This window comes from Winogradskyella sp. ABM4_392 (assembly GCF_056160445.1).
Genome location: NZ_JBSWXE010000002.1, coordinates 509,421 through 532,774 on the forward strand (window position 1 = coordinate 509,421; position 23,354 = coordinate 532,774).

Genomic DNA, 23,354 nt, shown 5'->3' on the forward strand with positions numbered 1-23,354 from the left:
GTATTTTTAAAACGTGGAATCAGAAAACAAACATAATTGGAGAACAAAACTGCATGAAATAATCTATGAAGCAGATACTCCTGAAGGAAAATTATTTGATGTTGTTTTACTCATAGCAATACTCGCAAGCATTATTTTAGTAATGCTAGAAAGTGTAAGCAGTTTTGATGAAAAACACCACGATCTATTAAATATTGGTGAATGGATTATCACCATTTTATTTACAATAGAGTACATTCTAAGGATTGTAACCGTTAATAAGCCTGTAAAATACATTACTAGCTTTTATGGCATTATAGATTTATTGTCTACAATCCCTAAGTATTTATCAATAATTTTTGCAGGAACACACGCACTTGTCGCCTTACGTGCTTTACGATTAATAAGAATATTTAGAATTTTAAAATTAGCGCGCTACTTAGGTGCATCAAATCAACTAGCTAATGCCATTAAAGCTAGTAGAGCTAAAATTTCAGTGTTTTTATTTGCTGTACTTATAGCCTCTGTCATTTTCGGAACCATTATGTACATGGTAGAAGGTGCAGAAAGTGGTTTTACCAACATACCTAAAAGTGTATACTGGTGTATTGTTACAATGACTACCGTTGGCTTTGGTGATATTGCTCCCGTAACACCACTTGGTCAATTTATCGCAGCTGTTATTATGATTATGGGTTATGGAATAATTGCAGTACCAACTGGTATCGTTTCAGCCGAATACACAAAAGCCTCTAGTAGCGAAAATGAAGTTTCTGATAATGAGCACGAACAAATAGAAACCGTTGTCTTAAACTCACAATGTTGTATAAACTGTTTGGCAGAAAAACATCAAGATGATGCTGTATATTGCCATAAATGTGGATGCAAACTTCATCATGACTAAAATCCTTATTTCTATTGTTGGCCCAACAGCCATTGGTAAAACTGCTTTAAGTATAAAATTAGCTCAGTATTTTAATACTGAAATCATATCAGCAGATTCTCGTCAGTTTTTTAAAGAAATGACTATTGGTACCGCTGTGCCTTCTGCTGAAGAGTTAAGCGCTGCTAAGCATCATTTTATTCAACATATATCAATAAAAGACAATTATAGTGTAGGTGATTTTGAACGTGATGCTATCTCAAAAATTGAATCCATTCATAAAAATAATGATATAGCGATAATGGTTGGTGGTTCTGGTCTTTATGTAAAAGCTGTAACAAAGGGACTTGACCATTTCCCTGATATAGGAGAACATATTCGATTAGAATTAAATGAACGCTTAGAACTTGAAGGCATAAAAACACTACAAAACCAATTAAAAGAATTAGACCCAAAAGCTTACGATACTATTGCAATTGATAATCCGCAACGATTAATTAGAGCTTTAGAAATTTGCATAGGTTCTGGGAAACCGTACTCATCATTTTTAACAAATCCGGATAAAACAAGACCATTTAAAGTTATTACCATTGGTCTAAATGCTGAACGTTCTACTATTTACGACAGAATTAACCAGCGTGTAGATATAATGGTAAAAAAAGGATTAGTTGAAGAAGCAAAACAACTAATACCATATAAACTCCTCAATGCTCTAAATACAGTAGGTTACAAAGAACTCTTTAGATATTTTGAAGGCGAATTGACTCTAGATTTTGCTATTTCGGAAATAAAGAAAAATACCAGACGCTTTGCCAAACGGCAACTAACCTGGTTTAGAAAAGATGATACAATTAAATGGTTTGATTATACTACAGACATAACTGATATAACCAACTATATAAAAAAACAACTATAAAAAAATCCGATGCGTTTGCATCGGATTTTTTAGCTTATACTAACTTTCTTTGTCATTAACTACTAGTCTAAAACCTTCACCGTGAATATTCAGAATTTCAACTTTTGGGTCTGGTTTTAAATATTTACGCAACTTAGCAATATACACATCCATACTACGAGAGGTAAAGTAATTATCATCTCTCCAAATTTTTGTAAGTGCTAGTTCTCTTGGCATTAAATCATTTTCGTGTAAGGCTAATAAGCGCAATAGTTCGTTTTCTTTTGGTGACAATTTTGTTGGTTCACCTCCATCAAATTTTAAAAAACGAAGTTTAGAATTAAGATCAAAACGACCAATTTTAAATTCAAACTGCTTACTATCTGCAACAGAATCAGTTGCCTTACGCTGCATTATTGCTTTAATCTTCATTAAAAGCACTTCGCTATCAAAAGGCTTATTAAGATAGTCGTCTGCGCCAACTTTGTAACCTTTAAGCACATCTTCTTTCATTGCTTTAGCGGTTAAGAATATAATTGGCACGTCTGTGTTTTTTTCACGTATTTCTTTTGCTAGTGTAAATCCGTCCTTATATGGCATCATTACATCCAAGATACAAAGATCGTAATCGTCTTTTTTGAACTTTTCAAAACCTTCCATTCCATTTTTGGCATGGACAACGTCGTAATCGTTCATCATTAAATAATCTTTTAAAACAGTTCCAAAATTTGGATCGTCTTCTACCAAAAGAATTTTCTTGTTTTGTTCTTCCATGATTCGTTTTTATGATATTAACGGTAGTTTTATTATAAAAGTACTACCTTTTCCTTTTTCACTTTCTACTGATATATGACCTTGATGGTCATCTACAATTCGTTTTACATAAGCTAATCCTAGCCCATGTCCTTTTACATTATGTACATTTCCTGTATGTTCTCTATAAAATTTTTCGAACACACGCTTAGCCACTTGTTTTGACATTCCGTTACCTTGATCGGCAATTTTTAGAATAACATTGTTACCAACGTTTTCTGTATAAACATCTATTTTTGGCTCGTCATCTGAATACTTAACAGCATTATCTAGAATATTAACTATAACATTTGTAAAGTGCGACTCATTTGCTAAAACCGAGGTTTTATCTGCATTAAGATGCGTTTTCACATATCCTTTTCTATCTTCTACTATCAACTCAATGTGTGTTATTGCATCTTCAACTAAGTCGTGTAATTCTAATCGTTCCTTACTTATGTTAAGTTCGTTCTTTTCTAGTTTAGATATACGTAATACATTTTCAACTTGTGCATGCATACGTTTATTTTCGTCTTTAATCATTCCTAAATAACGCTTCACTTTATCTTGATCTGCAATGATTTTTGGATTCTTTATAGCATCTAAAGCTAGATTTATTGTAGCTATTGGTGTTTTAAACTCGTGCGTCATATTATTGATAAAATCTGTTTTTATCTGTGATATTTGACGTTGTCGTATTAATTGATAAATAGCACTTGAATATGCAAGAATTATAACACCTGTAAATACTATAGATAACACAATCATTTTAAGTATTGTAGATAATAAAAACTTTTTTCTTTCTGGAAAATCTACATAAAGCCTATAACTACTTTCGTTATTGGTATCCAAAAATATCGGTACACCCAAAAAGGCGCTGTTCTTCTCAAAGTTTCTAGTTTGCACTTTAGTTGCTAAATCATCATCGTAGATAGCAAACTCAAAGTTTATATCTATACCTTCGTCTTTAAGGTGGCGCCTTAACAACGTTTCTACTTGCAATGCCGTAACTCTTTTATAAATAGGCACTTCTCTTAAAAAGGTTTTAAAAGTATCCTCATAAGCCTTTTTATCTATATCAGGAAGATTTGAGAATTCTACTAAAGTCTTAGTAGGTTTAATCCCAAAATTACCATCTAACCTTGATCTGTCAAAGTACTCTGTTGTACGCTCACTAGTAAAATTACTTATATCTATACTGTCTGTATCAATTTCAAAGAACAAAGAAGGCACTTTAAAACGCTCTTCTAAAATAGTATTACGGTGAATGATGGTTTGGTCATTAACATCATCCTCAGTCGTAATGTATAATTGTCTTATTATGGTGGAATCTGGTTCTTTGTTATTTGCAATGTACGGCTGAACTAAACCATAGAATTTCCTTATTTCATAATCTTGAATGTCTCTAGATACAAAACTTAAAGCTCTAGTGACACTTCGTGTAAAATTCTTTTCCTCATTCTCTAAACTATTATTTATAAAGAATGATTGCACAAAAATTATACCTATGAGCGATAAGCTCATTAAAACCACCAATAAGATGAATAGTTTTTTACTCATCAGCCAAATTTAACATTTTAACATTTAGCATAAATTATGTTTAACCTTACATTAACAATCAGAAGATTATTGCTGTTTGGATTTTTGAAGTAATGTTTGGTGTATATCCTGTGCTTGTTTCTGAGCCTCTTCCAAATTATTATTTTCAATAACAAAATGAGACTTTTTAATCTTCTCTTCATCAGAGAGTTGATTACGAATAATAGACTCTACCTTTTCTTTTGAAGCATTATCGCGCTGCATAACGCGTTCTATTCTCAAATTTTCATCAGCAACAACTGTAATAATATAATCGTATTGGTATTCTAAGCTATTTTCAAAAATTATGGCAGCTTCTTTAATGATATATGGCGAGTCTTGTTTTTTTAACCAACGTTTAAAATGTGAAGCTACCTTAGGATGTACAATAGCATTCATTTGAGATAGCAAGGTTTTATCACTAAAAATCTTAGATGCTAAATATTCTCTATTTAAAACCCCATTCTTATATGCATTTTCACCAAAAAGCGCTGTAAGCTTTCGTTTTATAACTTTAGATCTGTTCATTAAAGCTTTAGCCTCTTTATCTGCAATATACACAGGTATTCCTTGAGATTGAAAGCACTTAGCAATGGTTGTTTTACCACTTCCTATTCCACCTGTTAAACCAACTACAATCATATTATAATCTTATAAAATCTATGCGCTTCTGCTTAACATTTATACGCTTTACAAACTCTGGGAGTTTAGTAACTCTAGGTATAAAATAAGTTTGATTTTCGCTTATTTCATTGTAATCACATTCAACAAGAAAATCAGAAGCTTTAATCTCATTAAAACTTTCTAAATCCACATAATACGATAGCGTAACCGTTTTAGGAAAGTAATTAATAAGAACATCTTTTGGCTTATTAATTATTGTCAATGGCACCTCCATCTTACCTTCTGTGAAACGTTTTACCTCTGCTTTTACATTTATGCTTTTAGGAAAAATTTCGACTCCATTAATTTCAGACATAGTAACACTGGCATTAATATCGTTACTAACATTCTTTAGTTTCAAATCATTTGTCAATACAGAGCTGATATTTGCTATTTTTTCGTCAGGTCCAACAATTTTAACGCTATCTATACTTAAATCAAAATTACCTTTTATATCGAAACCAGTAGTGTAATTAATATCCGCTTTTAATTCAATGGGTACAAATTTAGATGCTCTTTTAGAATAAGGTATATGCAGCACTTCAGGTTTTAAAGAACGAACTTTATAAGAAGACCCTAACTGCTTCTCTATAAGAAAACTGTTTTCTTGTACCTTAAAAACAAACTCATTTTCACTTTCAATTACGTCTTCATTGGTATTTAAGGTAATTGTCTTAGAGTTATTAAAAATATAAGGTACTAATGAAAAACCCTTAGCTTCTACAACAGCATCAATAATAATAGATGTGTCTTGCTTAATTATTATTTCTTCTGCCAGATTGTTAAACTGTATTTTAAGTTTTATGGTTTGGTTATAATCGCTGGATAGTTTTGAAAAAATTAAAAAGATAAATGCTATAGCAAAAAAGATACTGAAACGATTAATATTTCGCTTTTTTATATAATCTAATATGCTCAATCTTTTTTTTGAACTCATTTTATCATTTAAAAAATAACTGAGGAAAAGCGTTTTCTGGTTGCCTACCCAAAACTACAATATTGAATGTAGACTTAATAAATCCATAACCGTAGCCAAAAAATTGAATTAAAATAGCTACCAAAGACAAAATAGCTACAACCAAACTTTTACTACTTACTAAAGCTAAAACAAAAGCAACTGCAAAATAAAAACCATAAAAATATAAAGGCAATAACACATTAAACATACTAAGACCTATTGCACTAATTAAACCTATAGTAAATATAGTAGGAAACCAATATGTTAAACTTTTAGACTTTGGATGCCATTGATTAAGTATTGGTCGTACCATACCAAACTTATTTACTTGCTTGTAAAATTTAGACCACGATATTCGACGTTTATGATAAACAAAAGCATTTTCAATTAAAGTTGTTTTAAAACCTAATTTTAAAAGTCTTAAAGACAGATCAGGATCTTCACCAGGATGTATTTTACCAAAGCCACCTGTTTCTAAAAATGCTTTTTTAGATAAGCCCATATTAAAACTTCTTGGCTGAAAATCTTCAATTTTTTGCTTCCCTCCTCTAATACCACCAGTTGTAATAAAAGAGGTCATAGCAAAGTTGATAGCTTTTTGAAGATTTGAAAATGAAAGGTGTGCTGCATCTGGTCCACCAAAACAATCATAATATGTATTTGAAAGAAACTTGTTTACTTCTAGTAAATAATTTGAAGGTAGGATAACATCTGAATCTAGTATCATAAAGTAATTTCCTTTGGCATGCCTCATACCAAAATTTCTAGAATCGCCAGGACCTGAGTTATCCTTATAGAAATAAGATATACTTAAATGAGCACTAAAACTCTTAACAATTTCCTCAGACCTAATGGAAGAACCATCTTCAACTATAACTATTTCGTAGTTAAAATCACCATCTAAATGTTTAAAACTCTCTAAGAGCTCTTTAATTTCTTCAGGTCTGTTATAAACAGGAATTATAAAAGAAAAATACAACTTCTCCATAGCTACAAAAGTAACCAAAGAAAACACAAAAGCCACCTTAAAAGGTGGCTTTTGATAATTTATATAAGTCTAGATTAGTTCTTAACTACTCTTATTGTCTTAGTAGTATTAGCTATAGTAACTTTTACAAAGTAAGTACCATCTTGCAAGCTAGACATATCTAATTCACTATTTAAAGCATTTGGTGTTGCTCTTAATACTTCTTGACCTAGCATATTATACATTGCAACATTCTCAATAGTATTTTGAGCATTTAATGTTAATGTATTTTGAACTGGGTTTGGATAGTAAGTAAATGATGTATTATTTTCAACATCATCAATTCCTAAAGTTGCACAAGTTACATCTGCAACCCATCCTGTTTCTTGTACAGAACCATCAGAAGAGAACTCAATAGTTAAAGCACCTGAAGGATCTGTAGATGTAAACGCATCACCTATATTTAATTCTACTGCTGGGTCAGAAGGCACACCTCCATCACCACTTTCTTCTCCACAAAGTGTTTGTGCCAAAACAGGGAATGTATTATCTGGTCCATTATAAATTGTAAGAGAATCATAACAACCATTGCCACCAAATCCATTAACTTCAATATCTACATATGTGAACGTAATAGTAACAGCATCACCTGGGCTATCTGGTGTAATCGTCCATGTTGATGACTCAGAAGCACTGTAATTCCCAGAACTACCGCCAGAATCTACAAATTGACCACCACACACAGGTGCAGGAGGAGCCGTATTAAAAGTAAATGGTCCCACCCAAGCAGATACATCTCCACCACAATCAGCTTGTACATAAAAATCGTAAGCTGTATCTGCAGTTAAACTCATAGCAGTATAAGGATTTGTAACACCCGAAGCCGTTGGAGTACCTGTTGCAGGTGTACCACTAGTTACAACTTCTACATTCCATATAGTAGCTGTACCATTTTCTGTCCAACTCAAATCAGCAGATGTTTCCATTAAGTTCGTTGCATCTAATGCAGAAGGTGCAGGACATGTTTCTAATGTAGTGAATGAGAATGGACCAGCCCACGCTGAACCACAATCTGCACGTACATAAAAATCATAAGCCGTATTTTCTGTTAAGCCCATAGCTGAATAAGGATTTCCAACACCTGCAGCAGTTGGTGTACCAGTAGGAGCAAATCCATCAAGACCAAGCTCAACATCCCAAGCTGTAGCAGAACCATTTTCAGTCCATCCTAAATCTGCACTTGTATCCGTGATATTTGTTGCCGTTAGAATACCTGGTGTAGGACATGAAGGTAATTCTGCAAAAGAGACGTTATCAATTGATATGTCACCTTCATAAGAGCCTTCACTGACAGCATTGAATGTGATAGTGATTGATTGTCCAGAATATGCTGATAAATCAATAAAAGCAGTTATCCAACTTTCTGTTGCACTAGTCTGCTGCTGTCCGGTCAATGACCAAACATTATCAGTTCCGTTTACCAAAACGTTTAATGTACCTGTAACAATACCGTACATGTGGTAATCAAACGATAAAGAAGGTGTTGTTAAAGGAGTTAAATCAACTAATGGAGATAATAAATTTGCCTCATCTCCTTGTGTACTTCCTGAAACTTCAGTGTAAAAATAATTACCCGTTGTGATTGTTGGGTCTGGACCTGTACCAGTAGAACCAGTATCTGTACCAGGAGCAGATTCCCAAAAAGACGTACCGTTGGCATTTGCAGCCCAACAATTTTCTGCAACAAAAGCAGTAGTTGCTGTAGTAAATGTCTCAAAGTCCTCTGTGTAAGGTGCAGCAATTGCAGCACAAGCAGTAGAGAATGTAAATGGTCCTACCCAATTAGATGTACCAGCACCACCACAATCAGCCTGTACATAAAAATCGTAAGCTGTATCTGCTGTTAAGCCTGATGCTGCATATGGGTTCATAACACCAGAAGCTGTTGGAGTACCTGTTGCAGGTGTTCCGCTAGTTACAACCTCAACATTCCAAGCTGTAGCTGTACCATTTTCCATCCAACCTAAATCTGCAGTTGTATCAGTTACACTAGTAGCAGTTAACATAGAAGGATCTATACAAGAAGGAGGAGTCGCAGAAGTAATTGTTGGTGAACTAAGACAAAATCCCCAGTTCCAATCATCATTGTCATCATAAAAAATACGATATTGAAAACCAGATAACTGTGTTGCAGTAAACCCAGATATATCTAATACAGAAGTTGTGTAAGGAGCTACATTTGTCGTACAATCGTAACTAGTAGTAGAGTTTCCCGAAAAAGTTTGAAGAGAAGACCAAGTCATGGCATCAGCATCATAAACTTCAATGGCTAGAATATCACTATTTAAAGGTCTGTATTCATAATCTCCGCTAATAGTTATCCAAGTCTCACCAGCACCACTAGCAGCAGTTAAATCAATTACTGGTGATGTTACTTGTATATCATCTAAAGAGCCATTTCCAGCTCCATCATCATCCCATGTAAATGTGGTTCCAGCTACAGTTGGATCTGACAACAAACCTCCTGGTGTGTAAGTTCCTGATAATGTCCACGCTGCGTTAGGCCAACTAGCGTTTTGGTTAAGCGTTTGTGCAACACTTACAAACGTACCTAACATAAACATTATTACAAAAACATTAATTGTAATTTTTTTCATATAAACATAAATTTTAAGTTAGTAATATGTTAAAAATATGTCAATATTTTACAATACACCTAATCATTATTTACTAATCGATAAAAAACAAAAAACATCGCTAAATTGCATGCGATGTTTTAACTAATTATTTTAAAAGAGTTAATACTTGATAAATCTTTTTAAAGATTGTTTATATGAATTTTTTAATTTAATTAAATAATGTCCAGAAGCCAAATCTTTAATGTTTACGTATCCTGAACTATCTATTTTACCACGCAAAAATACTCTGCTACTAATATCTAAGATTTCGTATGTAACACCATATTCTTCAAAAGTCTTAATATATAAAAAATCTCTTGCAGGATTAGGATAAATATTAACATTAAAATCATTAAAACTATTAGTATTTAGAGGATTAGAACCTTCTGTAATTAGAAGGGTTTGATTTGGATTGACATTATACAATATATCTTGCATACCACTTAGCCAAGTAATCTTTACATAGTCAATAATTGTGCTAGATCCAATTCCAAAAAGCTCAGTTGCACTATTTTGTCCTAAATAACCTTCTCCACAAAGCGTGTATCTATACTGTTTCTGCCCATTAGCACTAATTTCAATTACAGACCCTATTCCTTGTTTATTACTTGTTGTACCCTCCAACTTTACTTTCAACCAATTATTAGTGGTTGTAGTTAGATTTTTCCAAAGGAACAAGTCTTCATTATTTGAGTTATTCACCACAATCTCTGGAAAACCATCATTATCTATATCACCTATTGCATTAGAAAAGCTTTCAAGATTATCATTACTAAAACTCCCATTATTTAATAGAGTAAAAGTATTATTGGTTAGATTTTCATAAAAAGCTGATGATAAAAATCCAGTCACTGACCCATTAAACTCACCACTGACATAAAGATCTAAATCACCATCGTTTTCAGCATCTAAAAATACAGAGCCCCAGGCTGCACTATTAAAAGTAGTTCCTGAAATCACTGCCATATCTGTAAAAGTACCATTTCCATTATTTCTAAATAATACATTACCATCTATTCCATTCGTTATATATATATCAAACCAACCATCATTATTATAATCTCCAATGGTTGTACTCATAGCATCTATAGCCACATTAGTACCTGAAGATTCACCAACTTCAGTAAAAGTACCGTCACCATTATTATGATATAATAAATTCTGTGTTTGTGTTTTATCGTTAGCCACATATATGTCTTGCCAACCATCATTATTATAATCGAAAAAAGCAGAACAAAAAGATAAATGGCTCCCTACACCAATACCTGAAGTCTGACTAACATTTGTGAAAGTACCATCACCATTATTCTTAAATAGGTAATTTGGAATTTGAAAATTAACATCTCTATTACTTATAAATACATCTAAATAGCCATCATTATTATAGTCACCCCATGAGGAACCAAAAGAAAATAAATTTGGCATCGGTAGACCTGATGTATTCGTAACATCTATTAATGAATTATCGTTATTTTGATAAAGCCTATTACCATCTGTGTCACTAGTGATATACAAATCATAGTCACCATCATTATCATAATCGACCCAGACAGGTTGTCTTTGCTGAAAAGTGTTATTAGGAATTAAACTTGTTTCAGAAATAAAGAAACCTTCTGATATATTCTTAAAAATTAATAAACCTTGCGAATCTTCGGTAGCTACTGTTATGTCATCCAATCCATCATTATTATAATCAAAGAAAGAAATACCTCCACCATAATTTATAATCCCACAAGATTCACCAACACCCCTTGCAGATGCTTGATCTTGAAAACTTATTTGACAGTTATAGACTTGGGAACTCAAAATAAAAACTATCAGAGCTAATAATTTCAATGCTGATCTCATAATGCGTAGTCAACTTATTTTTTAATCAATTTAATAACTTTATGTAATGAACCTTCAAACTTTAGTTCACAGTAATAAATACCACTATATAAGTCGCTAAGGTATAATGTAATATTTTCTTCATCAGACTTTCCATTTAAAATCTCTTTTCCAAAACTATCAAAAACTCTGTAGCTATTAATAGTAGTGGAAGAATTTAGATTGAAGGTGTTTTCTACAGGATTATTATAATTAATTATTGGTTGATCATATTCTGTGAGAGATAATGTAGAACCTTCAACAATATTTAAAGTTTGATTAACAGGCACATCATACAAAATGTCCTCTAATCCACTAAGCCATTTCACCTTAACATAATCAACTATGGTGTGATGTTCTGTTCCAAAGAATTCAGTTCCTGAATTTTGGGATAAGTATCCTTCACCACAATGTGTGTATCTATATTGCTTTTCACCATCAATAGAAATTTCAATAAATGAGCCAATTCCTTGTTTATTACTTAAAGTACCTTCAAGTTTTACCTTTAACCAATTATTGATGTCTGGTGTATTGTTTTTCCAAAGAAATATATTATTGTGGCTTATATTATTGACAACTATTTCAGGGTAACCATCATTATCGGTATCACCTAACGCATTACCATAACTGTATGCAAAATCATTGGGCACAGCATTATTATATAAACTAAAGGAACCATCATTATTGTTTACATAAAAACCCGAAGATAACTGGCTAGTTATACTTCCGTTATTTTCACCACTGACATAAAGATCTAAATCCTTATCATTATCAGCATCTAAAAAAACAGCTCCCCAACTAGTACTATTAAAGGTAACATTATAAGATTGTGCAACATCTGTAAATGTACCATCTCCATTATTTATAAAAAAAACATTATTATTGGGATCATTAGTTATATACATATCTAACCATCCATCATTATTTACATCTGCAACTGTTACTGTCATTGCATCTATACTAATATCTGTACCTGTTTCTGCTGCCACTTCAGTAAATGTACCATCACCATTATTTTTGTACATTAAATTACGGTTAGCATACTTGTCATTAGATACATAAATATCCTGGTCTCCATCATTATCATAATCTAAAAATGCTGAACAAAAAGACATATAACCTGTAGTCAAAAGTCCTGCTTCAGAATTTGCCAAGGTAAATGTATTGTTACCATTATTTTTATATAAAATGTTAGGTATTAGATTATCTCTTATACTCACAAAAACATCCAAATAACCATCGTTGTTATAATCTCCCCAAGAAGCTCCATAATAAGGAAACTCATCTGGTAACATCCCAGAAGTACTAGTAATATCTTGCATTATCATATTACCAGTATTCTTATATAGCTTTACACCCAAATTATCACTTGTTATAAACAAGTCATTATCACCATCATTATCTATATCGACCCAGTTAATCTGCTTAGCACTAAGATTATTTGTTATTATATTAAGATTGTGTGGCACAAAATTTCCATTTATATTTTTGAAAAAATATACTGGATCACCATTGGAAGAGGCTATTGAAATATCATCCCAACCATCATTATCGTAATCATAAAAACTAATACCATTTCCCAAAAATGTATATCCGCAACTTGCAGAAACACCTAATTGTTGTGAACTTTCTGTGAAGGAAATCTGAGCTGAAGTAAAATTAAATGCTAATAAAGTCCAAATCCATATTCTTTTCATAACCTACAAAACATATTCTATAACTGAGAAATAAACTACCTATGACCAAAATATAAGATTAACATCTATTTAACAAAAAAAGCGCAACTTTTTTAAAGTTACGCTTTAAATATTGAATTATATTTTAATTCAAAGTTATTCTGTTGTGAATTTCTCCATGACAGCGTCACTAACTCCCATATTACTAAATCCTCCATCATTGTATAAATTCTGGAGTGTAACACGACGTGTTAAATCACTAAACAACGTCACAGTATAATTTGCACAGTCCATAGCTGTTGCATTGCCTAATGGAGACATTTTTTCCGCATAAGATATAAACCCATCAAAACCTTTAACACCACTACCTGCGGTCGTTGGGGTTGGTGACTGCGATATTGTATTGACGCGTACTTTTTTATCTCTTCCAAAGAAATAGCCAAAACTACGAGCAATACTCTCTAAGTAAGCTTTATTATCTGCCATATCATTATAATCTGGAAATACACGTTGTGCTGCCATATAAGTTAACGCAACGATACTTCCCCATTCGTTCATTGCATCTGCTTTGTAAAGCGTCTGCATAACTTTGTGGAAAGACATTGCAGACACGTCAGTTCCTTTTTGAGTCCAATCATACTTTTGGTCCGTGTAATGTCTTCCTTTTCTAACATTAATAGACATACCTATAGAGTGTAAAACAAAGTCTAATTTACCTCCTAAAATCTCCATAGACTTTTCTACCAAATTCTGTAAATCTTCTTCTGAAGTGGCATCTGCAGGAATAATTTGCGAGCCTGTTTTCTCAGCAAGAGCATTTATTTGTCCCATACGCATAGCTACTGGCGCATTAGTTAGTACGAATTCGCCTCCTTCTTCATGTACGCGCTCCGCTGTTTTCCATGCTATGGAGTTTTCGTCAAGAGCTCCAAAAATGATTCCTTTTTTTCCTTTAAGTAAGTTATACATAGTGTATTATTTTAGTCAGTTTTAATGCTGTAAATATAGTATTAATTCAATAATTGCTTGGCATGAGCCAGAGCAGATTCTGTAATATCCATTCCGCTCAACATTTGAGCGATTTCTACAACGCGTTCGTCTTCACCCAATCTTTTTAATTGTGTTTCTGTTGTATTATCATTTTCAATTTTAAATACTTTGAAATGCGAATTGCCTTTGGCTGCAATTTGAGGTAGATGCGTTATAGCAAACACTTGCATTCTGCCACTCGTTTGTTTCATGATGTCTCCCATCTTATTTGAAATTTCACCTGAAACTCCGGTATCTATTTCATCAAACATTATAGATGGTAATTGAATATATTCTGATAAAATTGATTTAATAGCCAACATTATCCTTGACAATTCACCACCTGAAGCAGACTTCTTCAATTCATTATAACTAGAGCCTTTATTGGCCATAAATAAAAACTGCAAATTATCTTTTCCGTTATGTAAAAATCGTTCTGCATCTGTAAGCTCAATCTTAAATTTGGCATTTGGCATTCCCAAACCAGCAAGCAAACTTTCAAGTTTTTGTATTAAAATTGGCAGTACAGATTCTCGATTTTTAGAAATTTGATCTGCTATTTTATTTAGTTCTTTTTGAAGATTGGATATTTCGTCTTCTTTATTCTTTATAGCATCATCCAGTCCTTCCGTATCAGATACTTTAGATTCTAATTCATTTTTTATAGAAATTAAATCTTTAATTTGAGATACAGAATGTTTTTGAAATAGGTTGTTGAGAATTTGAAGTTGAGAATTTACACGCTCTAACTCATGAGGGTCATTTGATAATGTGTCTTCTAAATCATCTAATTCCGACAATAAATCATTGAGTTCTATATGAACACTTGTAACACGTTCAGAAATAGCTTCATAAGCTCTACCAAAACCAGAAATTTTATTAAGCTCTTGTTTTATGGCATTTAGTTGATCAATAATTCCTTGATCTTCCAAACTTAGGAAGCCTTTAGCGTTAGCGAGCTTCTCTCCGATTATTTCAACATTATTGAGCTGTTCGTACTGTGTTTCTAAATCTTCAAGATTAATAGATTCTAGTTTAACTTCGTTCAACTCATTCATCAAAAAAAGATTATAGTCATACTCTTTTATCATTTCTGCTTTTGAATCCATTAAAGTCTGTAAGGACTTTTGAAGATGTTTATAATCAGCCAGTTTTTTGGAATACGTTTCTAAGTTTTCTTTATTATCAGCCAAAGCGTCTATAACTTTAAACTGATAATCGTTATCTATTAATTGTTGTGTCTGATGCTGTGAATGAATATCTATAAGGTGTGAACTCAACTCAGACAAACTATCTAAGGTTGTTGGTGTATCATTTATAAAGGCACGCGACTTGCCAGAAGGCAAAATTTCTCTTCTAATTATTGTTTGCACATCATAATCTAAATCTAATTTTGAAAAAAGGGCCTTAAGATTATAATTAGCAATATCAAAGCTTGCTTCTATTATGCATTTTTCGTCTTTATCTTTTACCTGGCTTAAGTCTGCACGTTTACCCAAAACCAAGGACAAACCTCCTAATAAAATAGATTTACCTGCTCCTGTTTCACCTGTAATAATGCTTAATCCATTATTAAACTGAACATTGAGTTCGTCTATTAAAGCGTAATTTTTTATGTAAAGTGAGGTTAGCAAATATCTATAATTTGTTTTTACAAAAATATAGAATCTGAGTTAAGTTGAGAATGGCTATTCGAAAAATAAAGAGAAAATTAAAACTTAATTTTTCGCCATTTCTGAGAATGCATCGGTGCAATCTTATTAAGTATATCTACAACTTCTACAATATTAACATTTGGACCACCAGAGAGTACGTCCATAATTTCATCAGATTTAGCGTCAAAGAACACACGCAATAAGTAAGAATTTGGTCGTCTTCTATGAATTTTCTGTAATTCTGATAATGTTGAAATAATTTTAGACTTTCCTGCTTTTGCATCTTCAGCCATTATATCCATACCTTCTATATGGTAGCTATACATTGTAGATCTAATCTCTTTAAATGTAGGTGACAATAAGTTATCAATTAAAGCAAAACGCGATTGTAAACCATCTTCTAGTTTCCAGCCTTGTCCGTTTAATTGTTGCGAGTAGTTTGCTATAGTTTGTGCTTGAGCAAAAAATTCATCACCTCCATTTAACGCAAATGAATCAGCATCCATACCTAAAATCATAAATACATGAAAAGATAATACAGACACCAAATTAGACTCAAATTGTAGCGGATTAAATACCATATTTTGATATTCTATATACTGAAAATTGAAGTCTCTGTCGTTATAGTTATAGACTGGAGAACTATATGTAGAATTAAATACTGGTCTAGAAGAAGAAACTTGTAAGGTGGCACTGAAGCTGTCGTTCTCGTAGTTACTAATATTAATAACCATACTACAATTAATACGCTCTTCTGCACCAAAGTTTTTCTCTGTCCATTTAGTGTTATTTATAAATTCATTGAGCTGCTTTTCTAAGGTTTTAAAAACAACATTATTGTCATTTCCCGTTTGCTGAGCAATAACACTAACAGTACAGTTCAACTCTTGCGAAAACACTACGGCTGAGAATAAAAAGGCTAATAAAACTAATAATCTACGCATCTAGCTGTTTTAATATCTGTTGCATTAAATCTTTAGCAACTTCAGCTTTAGATTTAAGCGGATTTTCAATAATATCGTTAGACGATGTTATAAATGTAACTTTATTTGTTGATACTCCAAAACCAGCACCTTTATCTTGCAAAGAATTAAGCACAATTAAATCTAAATTTTTAGATTTTAATTTTCCTTTGGCATGCTCTAATTCGTTATTGGTTTCTAATGCAAAACCAACTAAAAATTGATGCTTTTTTATCTCGCCTAGAGATTTTAAAATATCTTTTGTTTTTTCTAACTCAATACTAAACGTAGTATCCTTCTTTTTTATTTTTTTGTCTGCCACATTTTTTGGTCTGTAATCTGCTACAGCAGCAGAAAGAATGGCAATATCTGAAGAATTAAAATGTTGATGCACCTCATTATACATATCTTCCGCACTAACCACAGGCTTTACTGTAACTAGTGTATGCGATATAGTTTGGTGGGTTGGTCCCGAAACCAAAATGATCTCAGCACCAAGATTTGCTGCAGCTCTTGCAATTTCAAAACCCATTTTTCCACTAGAATGATTACCGATAAATCGCACAGGATCTAATGCCTCATAAGTTGGGCCAGCAGTAATAAGTACCTTTTTACCATGCAAAGGCAATTGCTTCAAAATATCTTTTTCTACAAAACTTACAATATCTTCTGGCTCTGCCATGCGACCTTCTCCAACCAAACCGCTGGCCAATTCTCCAGTTCCTGCTGGTATCATTTTATTACCGTAAGCGGTTAGTTTTTCGAAAGATGTTTTTGTAGACTCATGCTTGTACATATCTAAATCCATTGCAGGTGCAAAATATACAGGACACTTGGCAGAAAAGTACGTTGCTAAAAGGATATTGTCGCAAACACCATTTGCCATTTTTGCCATGGTATTGGCTGTTGCAGGAGCTATTATAAAATAGTCTGCCCACAATCCCAGTTCTACATGATTGTTCCAAACCTCATTATCATCTTCTTCGTCAACAAAAGATGAATATACAGGATTCTTAGATAAGGTTGATAGCGTAAGTGGAGTTATAAAATCTTTAGAAGCAGGCGTCATAACAACTTTAACGTTAGCGCCTGCTTTAATGAATAATCTGACTAAACTAGCAGATTTATATGCGGCAATACCTGCCGTAATGCCTAATAAAATATTTTTGTCTCTTAGAATAGACATCTAAGGATTATTGTTGAGTATCCTCAGTATTTCTGTGGTAAATTTTACCATCTAACCACTCTTTTACTGCTAACGCATGTGGCTTTGGTAATTTTTCGTAAAACTTAGAAACTTCAATCTGCTCTTTGTTTTCGAAAATTTCTTCAAGACTATCGTTGTAAGTTGCAAACTCTTCAAGCTTGTCTATTAACTCACGTCTTATGTCTGTATTAATTTGCTCAGCACGCTTAGAGATAACAGAAATCGCTTCATAAATATTATCCGTTGCAGCATCAACTTCATTTCTGTTATACGTAACAGTCGAAACAGGTGCATCTGTCTTTTTTAAATCCATCGTTATAATGATTAACTTTTTGTTGTTATGTTTTGTAATTCTTCTTCTAATTTATTGTTCCACTCTATTGTTTCTGCAAGAAACTCTGAGTTAGGATAAGCCTTCACAAAAGCTTTATAATAATTCTTGGCCAAATTTAATCGCTCTTCCTTTAATCTATCTACACTTAATATCGCCAGATTATACTCTGCATGTAACCTATAATACAAGGCTTTCTCTCTTAAAGAAGATCCAGGAAAATCTAACAAGAAATTATTAAAAGACTTTACAGACGCCTTGTAATCTTTTATTAAGTCGTACTGTTTTGCAATTTCAAAAGCTTTCTTTTCTAATTTAAAATCCAATTCCTTAACCAAAGTATTTGCCTCTGCTAAATATTGAGAGTTAGGATATTGGTTTACAAATAACTGTAATTTCTCAATAGCCTCAACAGTTTCTTTTTGTTCTTTAGAGTATACTGGTGAATTAAAATAGTATCCTTTTGCAGACTTAAAAGCTGCTTCTTCTGCCTTTTCACTTTGTGGATAGATATCTGTAAACTTATCAAAATGATAGCTTGCATAGTAATAGTCTCCAACCTCATAAGAGCAGTTAGCATGCATGTATGTTAGCTTTTCTGCCTGAGGTTTCCCTCTATACTTTGGAAGAATCTGATCTAAAAGTCTTTTAGATTTATTCCATTTTTCAGCTTCGTACAATTCATCAGCCATCTTAAATTTCTCTGCTATATCTTCAGATTTTAATGCTTTCTGAAAATCGCTACACGACACCAATAAAATGGTTGCTAAAAGTATGTAAATTCCTTGCTTCATAAATTTTAAACAGGATGCAAAAGTACGCATTATTAACGGATTTTAAAAACAAAAATTATACGCTAAAATAATGGTTGTTTTAGATGCACTATGTAATTTAAACTAAGTTTAACTTTTACCTAAATCTTTTAAAGCAATTTTTATGTCTTTTTTAAGCTGATCTGTTGCTTCAACAAGCGGTAAACGCACATGAGATTTAGAAATTTCGAGTGCTTCTAATACTGCTTTTATGCCTGCAGGATTATTCTCAGAAAAAATTAAACGCGTTATAGGCATTAAATCGAAATGAACTTTATAGGCTTCTTTAGCTTTACCTGCAATACCCAATCGTATCATCTCTGAAAATTCTTTTGGCAATGCTTGCCCTATAACGGAAATTACACCAGAACCTCCTGCTAACGCTACACCTAATGCTAAATCATCATCGCCAGATAGTACCAAGAAATCTTCCGGCTTGGTTCTTAGTAATTCTAGATATTGGTGTACATTATTACCTGCTTCTTTAACTGCAATGATGTTTTCAAAATCTTTCGCTAGTCTTATTGTTGTTTCTGGTAAGATATTAGACGATGTTCTACCTGGAACATTATATAAAATTATTGGTTTTGGTGACACCTCAGCAATGGCTTTAAAATGCTGATAGATGCCTTCTTGCGTAGGTTTGCTATAATACGGAGATACAGATAAAATGGCGTCTATATTAGTTAAATCCGTATTCTTGATCTCGTTTATAATAGACGCTGTATTATTTCCACCAATACCTAAAACCAAAGGTAATCTTCCGTTGTTTACTTTGCTTATAAACTTTATTAATTCCTTTTTTTCTTCTGCAGTAACCGTAACACTCTCGCCAGTAGTACCACTAATTACCAAGTACTCTGTACCATTGTTTATATTATGCTCTACTAATCGCTCTAACGCTTCAAAATCTATGCTCAAATCTGCTTTAAATGGTGTAATTAGCGCTACTCCTGTGCCTATGAATTTGGTCATTATAATTTGTTTAAAATGTTTAAATATTTTTTTAGTTCGTTTTTAAATGTCTTAATGTCTTTTGGATTAACATCTATGATTAAATCATATAAACGTTCATCCTTTCTACTAAGTCCTACTTTTAAGTTGGCCTTAGATGCCGCTGTTATTAAATCTAACTCAGATGTATCGTTTTTATAATAACTTACCAATACATCAAAAGGTTCATCTATAAATGCTTGCAAGTCGATATTGTTTATTTTACCCTTCCACCCAAAATGCTTTGGTGAAAAATAAGTTTCCCATTGGCTTCCTTCATACTTATCATCTTTTGTAAAAGCAACAATCTTGTGCTTTGGAGATGTTAAGTTCAATTCTTTAAAATAATTCCTAAAGGCTTCAAAATCTTCAAATTCGCTTACATTTAGTAAAATCGCAATAACCTTAACTTTATTGTTGTTTACAGCTGCTTTACGAGCAGACAACAATTTGTTTACATATTTTTGATTTGATTTTTCCTTAAATGCTTTTAAAATCATTTATCTTTAGCCTTTGTTGCAAATTTAACAAAAGCACAACCATTTTTTTACTACTATTTTTAAAACAATGATTAAAAAATCACTTTTTTTAGTTCTTTTTTTGAGCCTTGCATATTCTTGCAAAGAACTACCTAATAGAATTGAAGGTAATCGTCTAGAAATTGACGAAAATATTACATCAAATAAGGAGATAGAAGATTTTATAAGCCCTTACAGAGACAACGTAAACAAGAATTTAGATAGCATCATCTCATTTGCACCTGATACCTATTCTAAAACTGATGGAGAATTAAACACTGCTATTGGAAATCTTATGGCTGATGCTGTTTTTAGCGAAAGTAATCCTGTTTTTAATAAACGTACAGGAAAGAATATAGATTTTGTTTTGCTGAATCACGGAGGTATTAGAGCTATAATTTCACAAGGAAACATTACGACAAGAACAGCTTACGAAGTAATGCCTTTTGAAAATTCTGTTGTAGTTGTTGCATTAAAAGGAAAACAAATCAATGAACTGTTTACTTATCTCTCTAAAGCTAAACGTGCTCATCCTGTCTCTAAGCAAGTTGAATTACTTTTAGATGAAGATTTTAACATTAAAAAAGCATTGGTTAATGGCAAAAAAGTTTCAGAAGATGAAACATACTATGTTGCCACTAATGATTATCTATATAATGGTGGTGATCGTATGACATTCTTTCATCCAAACGATAGTTTATGTACACTTGATTACAAAATTAGAAATGTATTGATTGATTATTTCAAAAAAGAAGACACCATCAATCCTAAAATTGACAATCGTTTCACAAAGTTAACTGCAGAATAATAATGAAAAGAAGGCATTTTATACAACAAACAACTGCTGCTACAGCACTTGCTGGTTTAGGCGCATTAAATCTTCAATCTTGTGTGTCCAACAGAAAACATATTACAATTCTGCACACTAACGATGTACATAGTCATATAGACCCTTTTGGACCAAACGACAAAAGAAATGCAAACAAAGGTGGTGTAGCAAGACGTGCTACTTTAGTTGAAAATATTAGAAAAGAAAACCCTAACACATTATTGTTAGATGCTGGTGATATTTTTCAAGGCACTCCATATTTCAATTATTATGGAGGTGAATTAGAATTTAAACTAATGAGTATGCTTAATTACGATTTGGCAACTATTGGAAACCACGATTTTGACAATGGCATAGATGGACTTTATGCACAATTACCACATGCAAAATTCGAATTTGTTTCTGCAAATTATGATTTTTCAAATACGGTAATGGACACACATGTAAAACCATACAAAGTCCTTGTAAAAGATGGTGTTAGAATTGGTGTATTTGGTTTGGGCATTCAACTTGAAGGTTTGGTTGATAAAAAAATGTATAAAGAAACTGTTTATCACAATCCAATCGAAGTTGCGCAAGATATGTCGCGTATCTTAAAAGAAGAAGAGTCTTGCGACTTGGTTATCTGTCTTTCTCATATTGGTTATTACTATAAAACTCATCCAGATCGCGTTTGCGACTTACACCTTGCAAAAGCTACAAAAGACATCGATTTAATTATTGGAGGACACACACATACTTTTTTACCTAAACCGACGATAGCTCAAAATAGTGAAGGCAAGAATGTATTGGTTAACCAAGTTGGTGCTTACGGATTATATTTAGGTAGAATTGACTTTTATTTTGAACAAGGCAAACCTCTTTATTCAGATAGCACCACAATAATCGTTTAGTAAGTTTGTAAGTTTCTAAAATTGAAGCGTCTAAGATTTCAACTAAACCAAGAAAATATGAAATCTGACAAAATTATTTTAGTACTTAGAATCGCTGTAGCTGTTATATTAATTCAAACACTTCGTTTTAAGTTTACTGCACATCCAGACAGTGTCTATATTTTTGAAACTGTAGGCCTAGAACCTTATGGAAGAATTGGAATTGGAATATTAGAGTTAATCGCAGGAATTTTATTATTAATACCAAAAACTGTTTGGACAGGTGCTCTTTTAACCCTAGGACTTTTAGGTGGAGCGATAGTAATGCATTTAACACAACTAGGTATTGAAGTTAAAGGCGATAATGGAGTCCTCTTTTACACAGCACTAATCACATTTTTACTAAGTACTATTATTCTTTATTATCACAAGAAAGATATCCCAATAATTGGCAAAAAGTCAAGATCCTAACTGTTCATCCATATCAAAATACGTAGGCTGTGGTCCAGTGTATTTAAGTTGAGATTGTAAGTAGAAAAATATAAATGCTACAACTAAGAAAAACGAATAGATAAATCCTAAATTTTTATCATCTAAAATATAATAATAAGCCAATTGAATTATTTCTGAAAAAACTACACAAATAGAGCCTAATAGAAATAGCATGGACTTATTATCATTTCTGTACATATAATCAATTAGAGCAACAGACAACAAGGCCATAATGACTCCATTATAAATAAACTCTAAAATATATTCATATGTAGAGAGTTTACCATCAGTTGCATCAGTAACTATAACCACGCAAAACACATCAAGTATAAGAAGAATTATAATTGGTATTGATAACTCTTTGAAGACCTTATTAATATCGATAGTTGATAGAATTTTGACAATCAAAAACAAGTATGCAGAAATAAAGAGGATATTAGCACCATAATAGTGTATATCCAGTTGGTCTACCTCTAACAATGGCATAAACCAACCTGTATAACTTAAAATGTGACCGATTGAAAAAATCACCAAAAACCAAAAGAAATGCTTAGACTTATCTGCTGTCCAACCACAATACAAAATGGTCAATAGCACAAGCATCAGAGCACTTATAGCGGCACCTTGTACTTCATAGCCAAGACCTTGAAGTATTATAAAAACACCACCTAAAAGTAATAACAGTACTTTTAAGATTTTATTTGCTAACATTAATTAAT

22 protein-coding genes are annotated in these 23,354 nt (G+C 32.4%); 5 read left to right on the forward strand and 17 right to left on the reverse strand.

The window, feature by feature from the left end; translation table 11 throughout:
- The first annotated feature begins 13 nt into the window (after positions 1-13).
- Positions 14-883: an ion transporter gene (locus tag ACXAFS_RS08430; protein WP_475306363.1), complete on the forward strand. Its 870-nt coding sequence runs from the start codon at positions 14-16 to the stop codon at positions 881-883.
- Positions 834-1,778 (forward strand): tRNA (adenosine(37)-N6)-dimethylallyltransferase MiaA, encoded by a 945-nt coding sequence (miaA, locus tag ACXAFS_RS08435; RefSeq protein WP_475306364.1) that lies wholly within the window; start codon positions 834-836, stop codon positions 1,776-1,778. The genes ACXAFS_RS08430 and miaA overlap by 50 nt, the downstream gene beginning before the upstream one ends.
- A 39-nt stretch (positions 1,779-1,817) precedes the next feature.
- Here the strand turns inward: miaA and ACXAFS_RS08440 are convergent, their stop codons facing one another.
- The 16 genes from ACXAFS_RS08440 to ACXAFS_RS08515 all read right to left on the reverse strand — a co-directional run bounded on the left by ACXAFS_RS08440 (position 1,818) and on the right by ACXAFS_RS08515 (position 20,424).
- A complete protein-coding gene (locus tag ACXAFS_RS08440) occupies positions 1,818-2,531 on the reverse strand; it encodes a response regulator transcription factor (RefSeq protein ID WP_475306365.1) in 714 nt (237 codons plus the stop codon).
- A 9-nt stretch (positions 2,532-2,540) separates the two neighbouring features.
- The gene (locus tag ACXAFS_RS08445; RefSeq protein WP_475306366.1) at positions 2,541-4,109 is read right to left on the reverse strand and encodes a sensor histidine kinase; all 1,569 of its coding nucleotides are present in this window, start codon (positions 4,107-4,109) and stop codon (positions 2,541-2,543) included.
- 66 nt (positions 4,110-4,175) lie between these two features.
- The gene (gene coaE / locus ACXAFS_RS08450) at positions 4,176-4,769 is read right to left on the reverse strand and encodes a dephospho-CoA kinase (RefSeq protein WP_475306367.1); all 594 of its coding nucleotides are present in this window, start codon (positions 4,767-4,769) and stop codon (positions 4,176-4,178) included.
- Position 4,770: 1 nt separating this feature from the next.
- The gene (locus tag ACXAFS_RS08455; protein ID WP_475306368.1) at positions 4,771-5,727 is read right to left on the reverse strand and encodes a YbbR-like domain-containing protein; all 957 of its coding nucleotides are present in this window, start codon (positions 5,725-5,727) and stop codon (positions 4,771-4,773) included.
- Positions 5,728-5,731: 4 nt separating this feature from the next.
- Positions 5,732-6,736: a glycosyltransferase family 2 protein gene (locus ACXAFS_RS08460; protein ID WP_475306419.1), complete on the reverse strand. Its 1,005-nt coding sequence runs from the start codon at positions 6,734-6,736 to the stop codon at positions 5,732-5,734.
- A gap of 74 nt (positions 6,737-6,810) precedes the next feature.
- Positions 6,811-9,372, reverse strand: a complete 2,562-nt coding sequence (locus tag ACXAFS_RS08465; RefSeq protein ID WP_475306369.1) for a fibronectin type III domain-containing protein — start codon at positions 9,370-9,372, stop codon at positions 6,811-6,813.
- 141 nt (positions 9,373-9,513) lie between these two features.
- Positions 9,514-11,241, reverse strand: coding sequence for an FG-GAP-like repeat-containing protein (locus tag ACXAFS_RS08470; RefSeq protein WP_475306370.1), 1,728 nt, complete (start codon positions 11,239-11,241; stop codon positions 9,514-9,516).
- Positions 11,242-11,255: 14 nt separating this feature from the next.
- Complete coding sequence (locus ACXAFS_RS08475) at positions 11,256-12,956, reverse strand: FG-GAP-like repeat-containing protein (RefSeq protein WP_475306371.1); 1,701 nt, start codon at positions 12,954-12,956, stop codon at positions 11,256-11,258.
- Positions 12,957-13,091: 135 nt separating this feature from the next.
- Positions 13,092-13,904 (reverse strand): enoyl-ACP reductase FabI, encoded by an 813-nt coding sequence (locus ACXAFS_RS08480; protein ID WP_475306372.1) that lies wholly within the window; start codon positions 13,902-13,904, stop codon positions 13,092-13,094.
- A gap of 41 nt (positions 13,905-13,945) precedes the next feature.
- On the reverse strand, positions 13,946-15,598 hold the full coding sequence (recN, locus tag ACXAFS_RS08485; protein ID WP_475306373.1) for a DNA repair protein RecN: 1,653 nt from the start codon (positions 15,596-15,598) through the stop codon (positions 13,946-13,948).
- Between the two features lie 77 nt (positions 15,599-15,675).
- Positions 15,676-16,563 (reverse strand): type IX secretion system protein PorD, encoded by an 888-nt coding sequence (gene porD / locus ACXAFS_RS08490; RefSeq protein WP_475306374.1) that lies wholly within the window; start codon positions 16,561-16,563, stop codon positions 15,676-15,678.
- The gene (gene coaBC / locus ACXAFS_RS08495) at positions 16,556-17,767 is read right to left on the reverse strand and encodes a bifunctional phosphopantothenoylcysteine decarboxylase/phosphopantothenate--cysteine ligase CoaBC (RefSeq protein ID WP_475306375.1); all 1,212 of its coding nucleotides are present in this window, start codon (positions 17,765-17,767) and stop codon (positions 16,556-16,558) included. The genes porD and coaBC overlap by 8 nt, the downstream gene beginning before the upstream one ends.
- A gap of 7 nt (positions 17,768-17,774) precedes the next feature.
- Positions 17,775-18,101 (reverse strand): DNA-directed RNA polymerase subunit omega, encoded by a 327-nt coding sequence (locus ACXAFS_RS08500; RefSeq protein WP_076616447.1) that lies wholly within the window; start codon positions 18,099-18,101, stop codon positions 17,775-17,777.
- An 11-nt stretch (positions 18,102-18,112) separates the two neighbouring features.
- On the reverse strand, positions 18,113-18,913 hold the full coding sequence (locus ACXAFS_RS08505; RefSeq protein WP_475306376.1) for an outer membrane protein assembly factor BamD: 801 nt from the start codon (positions 18,911-18,913) through the stop codon (positions 18,113-18,115).
- 108 nt (positions 18,914-19,021) lie between these two features.
- Positions 19,022-19,906, reverse strand: coding sequence for a 4-hydroxy-tetrahydrodipicolinate synthase (gene dapA / locus ACXAFS_RS08510; protein WP_475306377.1), 885 nt, complete (start codon positions 19,904-19,906; stop codon positions 19,022-19,024).
- Positions 19,906-20,424, reverse strand: coding sequence for a DUF6913 domain-containing protein (locus ACXAFS_RS08515; RefSeq protein ID WP_475306378.1), 519 nt, complete (start codon positions 20,422-20,424; stop codon positions 19,906-19,908). The genes dapA and ACXAFS_RS08515 overlap by 1 nt, the downstream gene beginning before the upstream one ends.
- Positions 20,425-20,491: 67 nt before the next feature.
- On the opposite strand from ACXAFS_RS08515, the gene ACXAFS_RS08520 reads away from it, so the two are divergent.
- The 3 genes from ACXAFS_RS08520 to ACXAFS_RS08530 are packed head-to-tail and all read left to right on the forward strand — an operon-like array spanning position 20,492 to position 22,614.
- Positions 20,492-21,250: a 5'-nucleotidase C-terminal domain-containing protein gene (locus ACXAFS_RS08520; RefSeq protein WP_475306379.1), complete on the forward strand. Its 759-nt coding sequence runs from the start codon at positions 20,492-20,494 to the stop codon at positions 21,248-21,250.
- A gap of 2 nt (positions 21,251-21,252) precedes the next feature.
- Complete coding sequence (locus ACXAFS_RS08525; protein ID WP_475306380.1) at positions 21,253-22,164, forward strand: bifunctional metallophosphatase/5'-nucleotidase; 912 nt, start codon at positions 21,253-21,255, stop codon at positions 22,162-22,164.
- 57 nt (positions 22,165-22,221) lie between these two features.
- Complete coding sequence (locus ACXAFS_RS08530; RefSeq protein WP_475306381.1) at positions 22,222-22,614, forward strand: DoxX family protein; 393 nt, start codon at positions 22,222-22,224, stop codon at positions 22,612-22,614.
- Here ACXAFS_RS08530 and ACXAFS_RS08535 read toward each other — a convergent pair.
- Entirely contained in the window at positions 22,603-23,346 is a 744-nt protein-coding gene (locus ACXAFS_RS08535; protein WP_475306382.1) for a hypothetical protein, read from the reverse strand. The two genes, ACXAFS_RS08530 and ACXAFS_RS08535, sit on opposite strands and share 12 nt — an antisense overlap.
- Between the last annotated feature and the right edge of the window lie 8 nt (positions 23,347-23,354).

Bases quoted from the DNA above. Each gene is read 5' to 3' on its own strand.
- ACXAFS_RS08475 (WP_475306371.1), bottom strand. From the start codon at position 12,956: ATGAAAAGAATATGGATTTGGACTTTATTAGCATTTAATTTTACTTCA.
- ACXAFS_RS08445 (WP_475306366.1), bottom strand. From the start codon at position 4,109: ATGAGTAAAAAACTATTCATCTTATTGGTGGTTTTAATGAGCTTATCG.
- ACXAFS_RS08465 (WP_475306369.1), bottom strand. From the start codon at position 9,372: ATGAAAAAAATTACAATTAATGTTTTTGTAATAATGTTTATGTTAGGT.
- ACXAFS_RS08535 (WP_475306382.1), bottom strand. From the start codon at position 23,346: ATGTTAGCAAATAAAATCTTAAAAGTACTGTTATTACTTTTAGGTGGT.
- ACXAFS_RS08440 (WP_475306365.1), bottom strand. From the start codon at position 2,531: ATGGAAGAACAAAACAAGAAAATTCTTTTGGTAGAAGACGATCCAAAT.
- miaA (WP_475306364.1), top strand. From the start codon at position 834: ATGATGCTGTATATTGCCATAAATGTGGATGCAAACTTCATCATGACT.
- ACXAFS_RS08515 (WP_475306378.1), bottom strand. From the start codon at position 20,424: ATGATTTTAAAAGCATTTAAGGAAAAATCAAATCAAAAATATGTAAAC.
- ACXAFS_RS08530 (WP_475306381.1), top strand. From the start codon at position 22,222: ATGAAATCTGACAAAATTATTTTAGTACTTAGAATCGCTGTAGCTGTT.
- ACXAFS_RS08470 (WP_475306370.1), bottom strand. From the start codon at position 11,241: ATGAGATCAGCATTGAAATTATTAGCTCTGATAGTTTTTATTTTGAGT.
- ACXAFS_RS08520 (WP_475306379.1), top strand. From the start codon at position 20,492: ATGATTAAAAAATCACTTTTTTTAGTTCTTTTTTTGAGCCTTGCATAT.
- ACXAFS_RS08505 (WP_475306376.1), bottom strand. From the start codon at position 18,913: ATGAAGCAAGGAATTTACATACTTTTAGCAACCATTTTATTGGTGTCG.
- dapA (WP_475306377.1), bottom strand. From the start codon at position 19,906: ATGACCAAATTCATAGGCACAGGAGTAGCGCTAATTACACCATTTAAA.
- ACXAFS_RS08500 (WP_076616447.1), bottom strand. From the start codon at position 18,101: ATGGATTTAAAAAAGACAGATGCACCTGTTTCGACTGTTACGTATAAC.
- coaE (WP_475306367.1), bottom strand. From the start codon at position 4,769: ATGATTGTAGTTGGTTTAACAGGTGGAATAGGAAGTGGTAAAACAACC.
- ACXAFS_RS08525 (WP_475306380.1), top strand. From the start codon at position 21,253: ATGAAAAGAAGGCATTTTATACAACAAACAACTGCTGCTACAGCACTT.
- ACXAFS_RS08455 (WP_475306368.1), bottom strand. From the start codon at position 5,727: ATGAGTTCAAAAAAAAGATTGAGCATATTAGATTATATAAAAAAGCGA.
- coaBC (WP_475306375.1), bottom strand. From the start codon at position 17,767: ATGTCTATTCTAAGAGACAAAAATATTTTATTAGGCATTACGGCAGGT.
- porD (WP_475306374.1), bottom strand. From the start codon at position 16,563: ATGCGTAGATTATTAGTTTTATTAGCCTTTTTATTCTCAGCCGTAGTG.
- ACXAFS_RS08460 (WP_475306419.1), bottom strand. From the start codon at position 6,736: ATGGAGAAGTTGTATTTTTCTTTTATAATTCCTGTTTATAACAGACCT.
- ACXAFS_RS08480 (WP_475306372.1), bottom strand. From the start codon at position 13,904: ATGTATAACTTACTTAAAGGAAAAAAAGGAATCATTTTTGGAGCTCTT.